The sequence below is a fragment of the Ruminococcus sp. 1001136sp1 genome (genome assembly GCF_039841815.1).
GTDB classification, from domain to species: Bacteria; Bacillota; Clostridia; order Lachnospirales; family Lachnospiraceae; genus Blautia_A; species Blautia_A faecis.
Genome location: NZ_JBDPGY010000001.1, coordinates 251,810 through 265,136, shown reverse-complemented (window position 1 = coordinate 265,136; position 13,327 = coordinate 251,810). Strand labels below are relative to the sequence as shown.

The window sequence follows — 13,327 nt, the reverse complement described above, 5'->3', positions numbered from 1 at the left end:
GTAGTACCTTGGCAAGTAAATGACCGTCCAAAAGGGATATGACCGGCAGGAGAAGTGACGCATCCGGCGCACCAATGCAAGGAAACGCCGCAGGAATGGGGCAGGATAACGGCTTTTGGGTAGAACGGCAACAGGAAGCAAGAGAATTGATTTTAATATGGGAGGAACTAAATGAGCGATAACAAGAGATTAAAAAATTATGCTGATCTTCCGCTGGTGCTGGACGTGGCGGACATCCGGCGCATTATGGGAATTTCCAGAGTGAGCGCCTATGAGCTGGTTCACACCCCCGGTTTTCCGGCGTTCAGAAGCGGCAGGCTGATTAAGGTCAGTAAAAAGGCGTTCTTTGACTGGATGGAAAAGGGTACGGAAACCGTACCGAAAGGCAACAAATGAGCGCATGGTATCTTTCCCTATCTGGAATACTGCCGCCATTTTCAAAGGCGCATACAGAGGGGAAAAACCTTGAAAATGACACCGAAACGCTACACCAAAACCGTCTATCTGCGTATGTCGGATAGAAACGGGGAAAGGAGCCAATTACGCCGAGAATGAGCAAGAAGCGCCGGTTGGAGTGGTCTTTCTTCTTAAATGACCGCAGCCGTGTCACTTATAACGAGCTATGCCGCAGATGCCGCCGTGACTGCAAGCAGAGCTTCCGGGCAGTCGTGATCGAATGTCCGAAGTATCTTTCCAAGCGTTCCCGCAAAGGAGCGGAAAAAAAGAGGGAAAACGGAGCAGAGCCGGAAACGGCAGAAATCCCTTTGGAACAAAGGGCGCACTTCTATACATAGTCTGACGACCATGTATCGTGCGTCCTGCGGAGCCGCCCCCTGACCGCTGACAGCATCAGCAATCCGGGGGCCTGCGTCACTTCGTTCCGTACAAGGGGCTGCACCCCTTGCGCCGCTAAAGCGGCTATCCCTGCGCACCCGATGAAAAGATACACCCGCTTTGCGTCTGCATCTTTTCATCGGGTTTGATAGACGAATACCGACACCCTGACCGTTATCCATACGGTCATTTTTATTTCAGAGCAAAGGAGTGAGAACATGAGCAAATCTTTGGAAGAATTGCAGAGAGAGTACGAGAAAAACACCGTCAAACTGGAACAGGAAAAACGAAAGTTGCGCCGACTGGAAAACCGAAAATCCTATCTGGACAGCGGTTCCCGCAAACAGCGCAGCCATCGGCTGATTACCCGTGGGGCGGCGATTGAGAGCGTCATGCCGGAAGTGAAGATACTGACCGAGCAGGAATTTTATTCCCTGATGGAGCGCATTGCCGAATGGCAGCCGGTTCAGAACATGGTACGGCTTGCGGTTGAAAATCACAGCCAGCCGCAGGATGGTAACTGACGATGGCGCTTTATCATTTAACGGTCAGCCAGATCAGACGCAGCGCCGGACAGAGCGCCATTGCCGCCGCAGCTTACCGGGCCGGGGAGTGTCTTTACAGTGATTACTACGGCGAGTACAGTGACTACACCCGCAAGGGCGGCGTGATCTGTTCCGAAATTTTGTTGCCGCCCCATGCCCCGCTGGAATACCAGGACCGGGCGACCTTGTGGAATACGGTGGAACAAGTAGAGAAACACAAGAAAGCGCAGCTTGCTTACAGCTTTGATATTGCTTTGCAGAATGAACTTTCGATGGAAGAAAACATTGCGCTGGCGAGGGAGTTTGTGCAGCGCTGTCTGGTGGACAAAGGAATGGTTGCCGATTTTGCCGTCCATGCCCCGGACAAGGAGGACGGAGGCATCCCCAACCCGCACTTCCATGTGATGACGACCATGCGCCCCATCAATCCAGACGGCACATGGGGACAGAAGCAGCGCCGGGAATATGTGCTGGATGATGAGGGAAACCGGGTGCTGGATAGGAACGGCAAGCCCATGTTCAACGCCGTACCCACTACCGACTGGGGCAGCCCGGAAACGCTGGAAGAATGGCGGGAAGCATGGTGCCGGATGGTCAATGAAAAGTTTGCGAAAAAGGGGCTGGATGTTCGTATTGACCACCGCTCCTATGTGCGGCAGGGGATTGACTTGATCCCCACCGTCCATGAGGGGCCGACTGTCCGGCAGATGGAAGCAAAGGGCATCCGTACCGACAAGGGCGAACTGAACCGCTGGATTAAGGCGACTAACCGGCTGATGCTGGACATAAAAAAGAAAATTAAATCCCTGTTCGGCTGGATTTCAGAAGTCAAAGAGGAACTTTCCAAGCCTAAGACACCGAGCCTTGCCGACCTGCTGATCTCCTATTATCAGGACAGAAACGCCGGGGCATGGAGCCAGAAAGCTAAGGGCAAGAACCTGAAAGAATTTGCGGAAGCGGTCAACTACCTGATGGAAAACAAGCTGCTGACGCTGGAAGCGTTGGAATCCCGCCTGTCTGCTGTCAGCACAGAGTTTGACACATTGAGCGACACCATGAAAGCGAAGTCAGCCCGGATGAAAGAATTGCAGGAGTTGATACGGCAGGCCGAGAACTACAAGCGGCTGAAGCCGGTGTATGACGAGCTGAACGGTATCAAGTGGAAAAAACAGCGGGAGAAATTTGAAACCGCCCATGACGCTGATCTGCGGCTGTTTTATACGGCCCGCCGGATTTTGAAAGAGAAGCTGGACAGGAAGCCCATCACCCTGGCCGCATGGAAACAGGAATATGACCGGCTGCAAGCGGAGTATGCCAAGCTGTCCCCGCAGTATAAGCCGCTTCGGGAGGATTTAATGAAAATGCGCCGAGTACAGTACTGCGTTGACCGGGTATTGCAGCGGCGGCAGCCAGAACAGGAAGCGCCGAAAAAGAAACAGGATATAGAACTATGACATTTACGGGAGGAAGCATTTGAATGTGTTTGAAGCGGTGAAGCAGTCCGTCACTACCCGGCAGGCTGCTTCTTACTATGGAATACGGGTAGGGAGAAATGGCATGGCCTGCTGTCCATTTCACAATGACAGAACGCCCAGCATGAAAGTGGACAGCCGCTACTATTGCTTCGGCTGCGGCGCTTCCGGGGATGTGATCGACTTTGCCGCTTCCCTGCATGGTTTGGGAAAACGGGATGCGGCGGTCAGACTGGCAGAGGATTTTTCAATCCCCTATGACGGAGCCATCCGCACACCGGCAGCAAAGAGAACGCCGCCCAAGCCTACGCCGGAGCAGAGGTTACAGCAGGCGGAACAGCATTGCTTCAAAGTGCTATGTGACTATCTGCATCTATTGGAACGCTGGAAAATCGAATATGCTCCACAGCCACAGGATGCCGCCTGGCATCCTCTTTTCGTGGAAGCATTGCAAAAAAACAGCTATGTAGAATATCTGCTGGATATTTTGTTGTTTGGAGAAATGGAAGAAAAAGCGGCGCTGATTGCCGAACAGGGAAAGGAGGTGGTGCGGCTTGAGCAGCGAATTTCAGAACTTACCGCCAGCAGCGCAGGAAGCAGTTATGCGGACGATGGACGCAATGGAACCGGCGCAGACGCAGGAAGAAATCCGGGAAATGCTGGAGGGGACGCAGAAAGGCGGCGTGAAGAACAGCATCAAGAACTGTCTGACAGTGTTCCAGCGTGACCCGCTGCTGCGTGGAGCAGTCAGCTACAACATTCTTTCCGAAAGGGTGGATATTGTGAAGCCGCTGGGATGGGAACGGACCAGCGCCACTCTGACCGATATGGATATGAAATATTTGCTTTTGTATCTGGAAGAACACTACGGACTGACCAGCGAAAAGAAAGTAGAAAATGCAATCCAGATCGTAGCCAATGAAAACCGCTACCATCCTGTCAGGGATTATCTGAACAGTCTGCAATGGGACGGAACCGAGCGCATCCGCTATGCTCTGCATCACTTTCTGGGAGCAGACACGGACGAGTACACCTTTGAAGCCCTGAAACTGTTTATGATGGGAGCCATCCGGCGGGTATTTCAGCCGGGGAGCAAGTTTGAAGTCATGCTCTGTCTGGTAGGCGGTCAGGGAGCCGGAAAATCCACCTTTTTCCGACTGCTTGCAGTTAAGGACGAGTGGTTTTCAGACGATTTGAAAAAGCTGGACGATGAAAACGTGTATCGGAAGCTGCAAGGGCATTGGATTATGGAGATGTCGGAGATGATCGCCACCGCCAACGCCAGAAGTATTGAGGAAATCAAGTCGTTTCTAAGCCGCCAGAAAGAAACCTATAAAGTGCCGTATGAAACCCATCCGGCAGACCGGCTCCGTCAATGCGTGTTTGGAGGAACCACCAACCGGCAGGACTTTCTTCCCCGTGACCGCACCGGCAACCGGCGCTTTATTCCCGTGACCGTGTACCCGGAACGGGCGGAGGTTCACATACTGGACGATGAAGCGGCGGCGAGGACATATATCAGCCAAATGTGGGCGGAAGCCATGACAATCTACCGCAGCGGGAAGTATAAGCTGTCATTCAGCGCGGAAATGAACGCTTACCTGAAAGCCCACCAGCAGGGTTTTATGTAGGAGGACACGCAGGCCGGTATGATTTACGCCTATTTGGAGGACTACACCGGCGACAGGGTATGTTCCAAGCAGCTTTATGAGGAAGCGCTGGGAAACTGCAATCCCCCGGCAGAGTGGGAAACACGGGCAATCTGCGAGATTATGAATACCGGCATTGCAAACGGCAGCATACAGGGCTGGACAGCCTACAAAAGCCCTAAGAGATATAAGAAGTACGGTTCACAAAAAGGCTGGGAGCGTGTCAACCAGCCCCCAGCAGACAAGGATGGTTTTCGGGAAATCACAGAGGAAGAAGCCCGGCAGATGGAGCTTCCATTCTGAAAAAGCCCCCGGTTGACAGTTTGGTTGACGTTTCAGTTGACAGGAAAAAGTCTGATATTTCAGGCACTTCTCCTCTTTGTCAACCATGTCAACCAAGAAATCAAAGAAAAAGTAAAATAGAATAATAGAGCGCCTGAGGATTGTTTTCAAAGTCTTTTGTGCCGGTTGACACGGTTTGGTTGACATTGGAGCAGTCTACGCCACACATAGCCTGACATTGCCTTGTCGGGCATATTTCATTTATGGAGGTAAATGCCTATGGTAAAAGCCAAGAGCGAAAATAACACCAACAACAGCGGCACTATGCTTACCGCTGCGGACGGCACCCAGTATTTTGTCATGGGGAAAATTCGTATCAAGGTATCGGAGCATTTTGCAGAGAACGGGAAGCCGCTGAACAGCCTGCTGGAAGATGTAATCCAGCACGCCGCCGCTGCTTCCTGAAAAAAGATAGATTTGTGACTGTCAATCATCCCACGCTTATGATATACTTGTACCAGCGAGTATTGTATAAGCGTGGGTTGTTTCTTTTTAAGGAGGATTTTTGATGAAACAACCATACAATACAACGGTTTATAACACCGCACTTTATTTGAGATTGAGCCGTGACGATGAGCTGCAAGGCGAAAGCGGCAGCATCCAGACACAGCGCATGATGCTTCGGCAGTACGCCGCCGAGCATGGATTGACCGTAGTAGACGAGTATATTGACGATGGATGGAGCGGCACGAACTTCGACAGGCCGAGCTTCCAGAGGATGATCGACGACATCGAGGACGGGAAAATCAACTGCGTTGTGACAAAGGACTTATCCCGCTTAGGCAGAAACTACATTCTGACCGGCCAATACACAGAAATCTACTTCCCAAGCAAAGGCGTCCGCTACATTGCGATCAACGACAATGTGGACACCCTCAACGGAGAAAGCGAGCTTGCCCCATTCCTGAATATCCTGAACGAGATGCACGCCCGCCAGACCAGCAAAAAGGTCAAGGCCGCCATGCGGACACGGTTTGCAAACGGCGCACACTACGGAGCCTACGCCCCGCTGGGTTATATCAAAGACCCGGATAAGACCGGGCATCTTCTGGTTGACACGGAAACAAGGTGGATTATCGAAAAGATCTTTGACCTTGCCGTTCATGGCAGAGGGGCGGCCAGCATCACACGGATTTTGGTGGAAGCAAAAGTACCCACCCCCGGATGGCTGAACTTCCAGAGGTACGGCACTTTCGCCAATATCTATGCCGGAGCGCCGGAGGAAAAAGCCTATGCGTGGACGATAGCGCAGGTCAAAAGCATCTTGAAAGAGGAAACCTACATCGGTCACAGCGTACACAATAAGCAGAGCAACATTTCATTCAAGAACAAGAAAAAGGTACGCAAGCCGAAAGAGGAATGGTATCGTGTGGAGAATACCCACGAAGCGATTATCTCCGAAGATGTGTTCCGACAGGTGCAGGAGCAGATTGCCAGCAGACGCAGACGGCAAAAGGACGGCACAACGCAGATTTTTTCAGGGCTGGTAAAGTGTGCGGACTGCGGCTGGTCGCTGGCATACGGCGAGAATAAGCAGAACAAAACCCCGTATGGCTACTATCATTGCAGCAAGAACGGACAGGGACTGCGCCAATGCTCCATGCACTACATCCGCTATGATGTGCTTTACGCCTATGTCCTCTCCCGCCTGCAATACTGGTCACAGCAGGCCCAGCAGGACGAGGACAAACTTCTGAAAAGGCTGCTCAACGCCAGCGATAAGGAACGCAGCTCTGCGAGGGAGAAACAGGCATCCGAACTGAAAAAAGCCGAGAAGCGAAAAGCAGAGGTTGACGGGCTGTTTGCCAAGATGTACGAGGACTGGGCTGCCGGACGCATTACAGAGTACAACTTCAATATGTTGTCCGAGAAGTATCAGGGCGAACAAAAGGAGCTGGACGAGAAAATCCAGCAGCTTCACGAAGCGATGGAAGCCGTTGCGCAGACCGCCGTTGACGCTGAAAAGTGGGTAGGGCTGATGAGGCAGTATGTCAACCCTACGGAGCTGACCGCCGAACTGCTGAATACGCTGATTGAAAAAATCTTTGTGCATGAAGCGGTTAAGGGCGAGGACGGCAGCCGGGAGCAGGAAGTAGAGATTTTCTATCGCTTTATAGGCAAAATCGACTGACACATCTTTTTTTACCCAACAATATCTTTAACTAAGGGAAAATGGCCCAAAGCTTCCAGATGCGGGACTTTTCCGCGGTGTGGAGCTTTGCTGCTTTGATACTGCAAGACTGGGCGAATCCCTGATCCGCCAGGAGCATGTGGACGGAGCAGTGACACTTCATATTGGAAGTGAAATTGAGAAAGCAGATGGACAGGTTGTAAAAGCTGGAAATACTGCTATGCAGTCAAATGAAAATTCAGCAGAAAATATTGCCGCAGAGGTGAAAGAAAATACAGTAGAAAGTGTTGACAGACAGGTTCGGAAAAATGCAGCTGAAATCTCTGCAGCACAGCCCGGAATCAGCGGCTTACAGCTTTTCTACGAACTTCGTGACCCATCCGGCGCACTCCTCTACACCGGTACCAACTCTGATATAAACGTAACAAACCCTGTTTTGTGGTGGCCAAACGGCTACGGCAAACAGCCTTTATACACCCTGACGATCCAGCTGAAAGCCGGCGAGACCGTTCTTGATACCAGGGAGTACCGCATCGGTCTCCGCACCGTCACGGTATCCCGTGAGGATGACCAGTGGGGCCAGGAATTTGCTATCATGGTAAACGGCGTAAAGATTTTTGCCCGGGGCGCAGATTACATTCCAGATGACTGCTTCTACCCAAGAATCACCAGAGAAATCCTGGAGCGCGATGTAAAAGCCTGCGTATTTGCAAACTTTAACTGTCTTCGCGTATGGGGCGGCGGATATTACCCATCCGACGAATTCTACGCTCTCTGCGATGAATACGGAATTCTCCTTTGGGAAGATCTGATGTACGCCTGCAACATTTACGACGTAACACCGGAGTTTGCAGAGAATATTGCAATTGAAGCAAAAGACAATATCCTCCGTTTCCGCAATCATGCCTGCCTTGGCCTGATCTGTGGAAACAATGAGCTGGAATGTGCATGGACAGACTGGAAGGATGTCCAGGGACATGCACCGTCTCTTAAGAGAGACTACCTGTATCAGTTCGAATTCCTCCTTGCAGATGTGGTAAAAGAAAACGCACCAGATGCATTCTACTGGCCGTCTTCCCCGTCATCAGGAGGAAGCTTTGATAATCCATGTGATGAGAACCGCGGCGATTGCCATTACTGGGATGTATGGCATGGTCAGAAACCATTCAGTGAGTACATGAAGCACTATTTCCGTTTCTGCTCCGAGTTCGGCTTCCAGTCTCTTCCATCTATCAAGACAGTAGAGACCTTTACCGGGGAGAAAGACCGCAACCTTTTCTCCAGAGTTATGGAGAGCCATCAGAAAAATCCGGCGGCAAACGGTAAGATTCTATATTATTTATCTGAGACCTTCCGTTATCCGAAAGACCTGGAAAGCCTGATCTTTCTAAGCCAGATTCTTCAGGGATACGCCATGAAGGAAGCAACGGAGCATTGGAGAAGAAACCGCGGCAGATGTATGGGAAGTATTTACTGGCAGTTCAATGATAACTGGCCGGTTGCGTCCTGGTCCAGTATGGACTATTACGGAAGATACAAGGCCCTCCATTATATGGCAAAAGGCTTCTGCGACAATGTGGCAGGAAGCATTGAGAAAAAAGAGACTCACATAGGCTTCTGGATTTCAAACGAGACACTTGACCCGGTAACGGTAAAAGCGAAAATCGCGGTGAAAACACTGGACTTCCAGGTGATCGAGGAGCAGGAAGTATCCAAAGAAGTACCTACACTCAGTGCGGAATGCCTGTTTGAGAAAGAATACAAGGAATTGATCGCAGGTCGTGATGACAGCGTATTCTTTGTTGCCGAATATGAGTATGAACAGAACGGACAGAAGGTTTCCAAGAAAGAATTCGAGACATTTGTCCCAGTCAAATATTTGGAACTGAAAGATCCTGCATTTAAGGTTACTGAGAATGCAGACGGAAGCGTTTCCATTCAGACAGATACTTTTGTTCCATATTGCATGCTGGAGGGAATCAGCGCGGATACCATCTGGAACGAGAATGTGGTTGCATTTACAGACAAGGAAGCAGTCACACTTGTGCCGGTAGAAAACCAGAAGATTTCCAGAGACGGCGTCCGGATTTACGATATTTATCATACATATCATTAATAAAATGATATGGGTGTCAAACGGTCTTTTGCCACTCATTTGATACCCGGATTGCTACGCAGCTACGCTGCTCCCGCAATCCTCCAAATATTCGAAATCCGCAACAAAACGTCAGATACGTAATTTTTGCTGGTAGACAGAGGTTTGTAGAATTAAGCAAAAGTAAAAATAGAGCGATCACATAAAATGTTACGATACATAGATCAACCAATCAGGAGAATCGAAACACGCATTTAAAAAATTCTCCCCTACATAATAGAGAAAGGAATTACACCATGGGATTTAATAAAGATTTTATCTGGGGCGGTGCAACCGCTTCCTACCAGGTAGAAGGCGCAGCTTATGAAGACGGAAAAGGCCTGAATATCTGGGATATTTTCTGCAAAGACGGCGGACACATTTATGAGAACCAGACAGGTGATGTAGCCTGCGACCAGTATCACCGCTACAAAGAAGACGTTCAGATCATGAAAGAAATGGGCATGAAAGCATACCGCTTTTCTCTTTCCTGGGCGCGCATCATGCCGGAAGGCACAGGCGCAGTCAATGAAAAAGGTCTGGAATACTACGACAACCTGATCAATGAACTTCTGGACAACGGAATTGAGCCATTTGTTACCTTATATCACTGGGATCTTCCGTACGACCTTCATTTACAGGGGGGCTGGATGAATCCAAATTCTCCATCCTGGTTTTACGAGTATGCAAAAGTAGTGGCAGAGCATTTCTCAGACAGAGTAAAGAATTTCTTCACCATCAATGAGCCGCAGTGCATAGTTGGCCTTGGATATCAGATCGGTGAGCATGCACCAGGCCTGAAGGTTGGCCCATCCGATTATTTCCGTATCTGGCACAACGTACTGAAAGCCCATGGACGTGCAGTAGAAGCGCTTCGTGAGTTCAGCAAACAGCCTGTAAAGATCAGTATGGCACCATGTGGAGCCCTTTATGTTCCGGAAACAAACAAGCCGGAAGATATTGAAGCCGCAAGAAAAGCAAACTTCAGTCTCCCGGAGAACTCCATCGGAGCCTGCAGCTGGGACGTTGCTCTTTGCTGTGATCCGGTTTATCTGGGACAGTATCCAGAGGATATTCTGAAAGAATTTGGACAGTTTTTCCCGAAAGTAACAGATGCCGATATGAAGCTGATTTCACAGCCACTTGATTTTTTTGGACAGAACATTTACAATGCCGTAACCGTTCGTGCCGGTGAGGATGGAAAAGCAGTCCGCGTAGCACGTTACGATGGTTTCCCACAGACTGCAATTGGCTGGCCGGTAACTCCAGAGGTTCTGTACTGGGCGCCCAAATTTATGCAGGAGCGTTATAAGAAGCCGTTTATGATCACAGAGAATGGCATGGCTTCCCATGACTGGGTAGGTGTGGACGGAAAGGTTCACGACCAGGCCCGCGTAGATTTTATGGCTCGTTATCTTGGCGCTTACAAGCGTGCAGCTGAGGACGGTGTGGATCTGGCAGGATATTTCGCATGGTCCGTAATGGACAATTTCGAGTGGGCATACGGATATTCCCAGAGATTCGGACTTGTTTATACAGACTACAATACACAGAAGCGGATCTGGAAGGATTCCGCATATTTCTACAAAAATATTATCGAAACAAACGGAGAGAATCTGTAATTCAGGAGGTTGACCATGGCAAATCAGAGGGGCAGAAAGAAAAGTGTAGCAGCAGTTTTTACTGGTTGAAAAAGCAGTAGAAAACGTATATAGAAACAACTAAAAACCTTAAGAGTTTGAGAGGATACATATATGTTTGAGAATAATTTATGGACGATGGAACCAGTTGGCAGACCGGAGAACACCATCCAGGGTGATAAATACCGCTTCACCCTGCTGACTCCCTGCCTGATCCGAATGGAATACAGGGAAGACGGCAAATTCGAAGACCGTCCTACCCAGGTCGTATGGAACCGTAAATTTGATCCGGTAGACTTCCGTGTGGAAAAGAAGGACGAGGGCTTCGAGCTTTTCACCGACAGAATGCACGTCACCTACACTGGCGGACCTTTTACCAAAAACAGTCTGAACTTAAACGCAGTAGGCGGTCAGAACGCCTATGGTGCAGTATGGTATTATGGGGAAAAAGGTGACAATCTTGGCGGAACTGCAAGAACTTTGGACGAGGTAGATGGGGAATGCCCGCTCCAGGAGGGAATTATGTCCAGAAGTGGCTGCTCTCAGATTGATGACAGCCATTCTCTGGTGCTGGATGAAAACGGATGGACTCAGGTGCGCACAGGAGATGGGGTGGACATTTATGTTTTCGCTTATGGAAATGATTACAAAGAAGCTTTGAATGATTTTTACCGTCTCACCGGAAAAACTCCTATGCTCCCAAGATATGCCCTTGGAAACTGGTGGAGCCGTTATTACGCTTACACAGAAGACAGCTACAAGGCGCTTGTAACCCGCTTTGAGAAAGAAAAGATCCCATTTTCTGTTGGCGTTCTGGATATGGACTGGCACCTGGTAGAGGAAGTGGATCCAAAATATGGCAGCGGCTGGACCGGATATACCTGGAACAAAAAGTACTATCCGGATCCGGAGCGTTTTATGAACTGGCTTCATGACCATGGAATGAAAATCTCTGTAAACCTTCATCCGGCTGGTGGAATCCGCGCCTTCGAGGAAGCATATCCGGCTATGGCGAAGGAGCTGGGAGATGTAGATACCGAACACGAAGCCCCCATCGATTTTGACATCACAAGCCGCAAATTCCTGGAAGCATATTTCAAATGTGTGCTTCATCCAGAAGAAAATAAAGGCGTTGATTTCTGGTGGATCGACTGGCAGCAGGGCAATATCACGAAGGTCCCCGGGCTGGATCCTTTGTGGATGCTGAACCACTATCATTACCTGGACAATGCCCGCGATGGAAAACGTTCTCTTACTTTTTCCAGATATGCAGGACCTGGTTCACACAGATATCCGGTAGGCTTCTCCGGTGACAGTATCGTAACCTGGGAATCCCTGAATTTCCAGCCTTATTTTACCAGCACAGCTTCCAATATTGGATATGGCTGGTGGAGTCACGATATCGGCGGACATATGTTTGGCTATCGTGACAATGAGTTGGCACTTCGCTGGGTACAGCTTGGCGTATTTTCCCCAATTAACCGTCTGCACAGCAGCAAGAATGAGTTTATGGGAAAAGAACCGTGGCAGTTCCCTATGGAGATCGGTGAGGTCATGAAGGAGTTCTTAAGACTCCGTCACCAGATGCTTCCGTATCTGTATACCATGAACCACAGAGCATATAAAGAGAACACGCCTCTGATCCTGCCAATGTACTACACATATCCGGCAGAGCAGGTGGCTTACACAGTGAAGAATGAATATGAGTATGGAACCGCATTTATTGTAGCACCTGTTACGGAGAAATCTGTCCAGGGCGTTGGAAGAGCCAGGACTCATGTATGGCTGCCAGAGGGTACTTACATTGATTTCTTCACAGGTCTGGTATATTCCGGCGACAGAGAGATGGATATGTACCGTGACCTTCATTCCATACCGGTTCTGGCAAAAGCAGGTGCCATTGTGCCGATGACTGAGGAAATCTTTGGACAGGAAGCAGCCAGAAATCCGGAAACTATGACCATCCGTGTATACGGCGGTGCAGACGGCAGCTTCCAGCTTTACGAAGACGACAACGAGTCCAACGCTTACCTGAAAGACGAGTGCGTTCTCACAGACATGGATCTGAAGTGGAGTACTGGCCGCTTCGTCATCCAAAAGGCAGTAGGCAGGCTGGAACTGATCCCGCAGAAGAGAACCTGGACTGTAGAGTTCTGGGGTGTGAAGGACACCGAGGTTACCGTAGAGGTGGAAGGTACAGAGGTAGAAGCTTTTAAAGAGTACGATGAAGCACTTGGCTGCCTGAAGATAAGTGTTCCGGAAACCTCTGCAACCTCTGAAATCATCATTACTCTGGGAGCTCCGGAGCTTCGTGAGAATGATGTGAAAACCCAGGTATTCACTCTTCTCAACCAGGCTGAAATCCCATACATGGAGAAAACAGCCATCATGGAAATTCTGGATAAGAAGATTTCCAATGCTGCCAAACTCACCCAGCTTACCGCAATGCATCCGGAAGAAGGAATTGTGGGAGCAGTAGGAGAGATTCTGACTGCGATAGAGTAAGATATAAACAGAATATGAAAGACAGTAAAAAGCCCGGGAGTATTTGCTCCCGGGTGTTTTAATTGTTATTTAAGG

10 protein-coding genes and 1 pseudogene are annotated in these 13,327 nt (G+C 49.6%); all 11 read left to right on the top strand.

Translation table 11 applies throughout. The annotated features are described in order from the left end of the window. Positions 1–171 precede the first annotated feature (171 nt). The 11 genes and pseudogenes from ABHC48_RS01195 (at position 172) to ABHC48_RS01145 (ending at position 13,252) form a co-directional block, all read left to right on the top strand. Positions 172–396 (top strand): helix-turn-helix domain-containing protein, encoded by a 225-nt coding sequence (locus tag ABHC48_RS01195; RefSeq protein ID WP_118505432.1) that lies wholly within the window; start codon positions 172–174, stop codon positions 394–396. 155 nt (positions 397–551) lie between these two features. Then, on the top strand, positions 552–794 hold the full coding sequence (locus ABHC48_RS01190) for a hypothetical protein (protein ID WP_009322368.1): 243 nt from the start codon (positions 552–554) through the stop codon (positions 792–794). Between the two features lie 258 nt (positions 795–1,052). Then, positions 1,053–1,358 carry a DUF3847 domain-containing protein gene (locus ABHC48_RS01185; protein WP_009322367.1) on the top strand — a complete coding sequence of 102 codons (306 nt, stop codon included), beginning with the start codon at positions 1,053–1,055 and terminating at the stop codon, positions 1,356–1,358. A gap of 2 nt (positions 1,359–1,360) precedes the next feature. Further along, on the top strand, positions 1,361–2,833 hold the full coding sequence (mobQ, locus tag ABHC48_RS01180; RefSeq protein ID WP_117804497.1) for a MobQ family relaxase: 1,473 nt from the start codon (positions 1,361–1,363) through the stop codon (positions 2,831–2,833). 19 nt (positions 2,834–2,852) lie between these two features. After that, positions 2,853–3,578 carry a CHC2 zinc finger domain-containing protein gene (locus ABHC48_RS01175; RefSeq protein WP_118505430.1) on the top strand — a complete coding sequence of 242 codons (726 nt, stop codon included), beginning with the start codon at positions 2,853–2,855 and terminating at the stop codon, positions 3,576–3,578. Continuing rightward, positions 3,463–4,803: pseudogene (locus ABHC48_RS01170) on the top strand (virulence-associated E family protein). The gene ABHC48_RS01175 and the pseudogene ABHC48_RS01170 overlap by 116 nt, the downstream one beginning before the upstream one ends. A 258-nt stretch (positions 4,804–5,061) precedes the next feature. Next, positions 5,062–5,247 carry a hypothetical protein gene (locus ABHC48_RS01165; protein WP_009322363.1) on the top strand — a complete coding sequence of 62 codons (186 nt, stop codon included), beginning with the start codon at positions 5,062–5,064 and terminating at the stop codon, positions 5,245–5,247. A 103-nt stretch (positions 5,248–5,350) separates the two neighbouring features. Next, positions 5,351–6,973 carry a recombinase family protein gene (locus tag ABHC48_RS01160; protein WP_117804494.1) on the top strand — a complete coding sequence of 541 codons (1,623 nt, stop codon included), beginning with the start codon at positions 5,351–5,353 and terminating at the stop codon, positions 6,971–6,973. A gap of 79 nt (positions 6,974–7,052) precedes the next feature. After that, positions 7,053–9,089 (top strand): glycoside hydrolase family 2 protein, encoded by a 2,037-nt coding sequence (locus tag ABHC48_RS01155; RefSeq protein ID WP_195698905.1) that lies wholly within the window; start codon positions 7,053–7,055, stop codon positions 9,087–9,089. Between the two features lie 275 nt (positions 9,090–9,364). Continuing rightward, positions 9,365–10,729 (top strand): GH1 family beta-glucosidase, encoded by a 1,365-nt coding sequence (locus tag ABHC48_RS01150; protein ID WP_195698906.1) that lies wholly within the window; start codon positions 9,365–9,367, stop codon positions 10,727–10,729. Positions 10,730–10,861: 132 nt separating this feature from the next. After that, positions 10,862–13,252 carry a glycoside hydrolase family 31 protein gene (locus tag ABHC48_RS01145; protein ID WP_195698907.1) on the top strand — a complete coding sequence of 797 codons (2,391 nt, stop codon included), beginning with the start codon at positions 10,862–10,864 and terminating at the stop codon, positions 13,250–13,252. Positions 13,253–13,327 lie beyond the last annotated feature (75 nt).

Bases quoted from the DNA above. Each gene is read 5' to 3' on its own strand.
- ABHC48_RS01195 (WP_118505432.1), top strand. From the start codon at position 172: ATGAGCGATAACAAGAGATTAAAAAATTATGCTGATCTTCCGCTGGTG.
- ABHC48_RS01190 (WP_009322368.1), top strand. From the start codon at position 552: ATGAGCAAGAAGCGCCGGTTGGAGTGGTCTTTCTTCTTAAATGACCGC.
- ABHC48_RS01185 (WP_009322367.1), top strand. From the start codon at position 1,053: ATGAGCAAATCTTTGGAAGAATTGCAGAGAGAGTACGAGAAAAACACC.
- mobQ (WP_117804497.1), top strand. From the start codon at position 1,361: ATGGCGCTTTATCATTTAACGGTCAGCCAGATCAGACGCAGCGCCGGA.
- ABHC48_RS01165 (WP_009322363.1), top strand. From the start codon at position 5,062: ATGGTAAAAGCCAAGAGCGAAAATAACACCAACAACAGCGGCACTATG.
- ABHC48_RS01160 (WP_117804494.1), top strand. From the start codon at position 5,351: ATGAAACAACCATACAATACAACGGTTTATAACACCGCACTTTATTTG.
- ABHC48_RS01150 (WP_195698906.1), top strand. From the start codon at position 9,365: ATGGGATTTAATAAAGATTTTATCTGGGGCGGTGCAACCGCTTCCTAC.
- ABHC48_RS01145 (WP_195698907.1), top strand. From the start codon at position 10,862: ATGTTTGAGAATAATTTATGGACGATGGAACCAGTTGGCAGACCGGAG.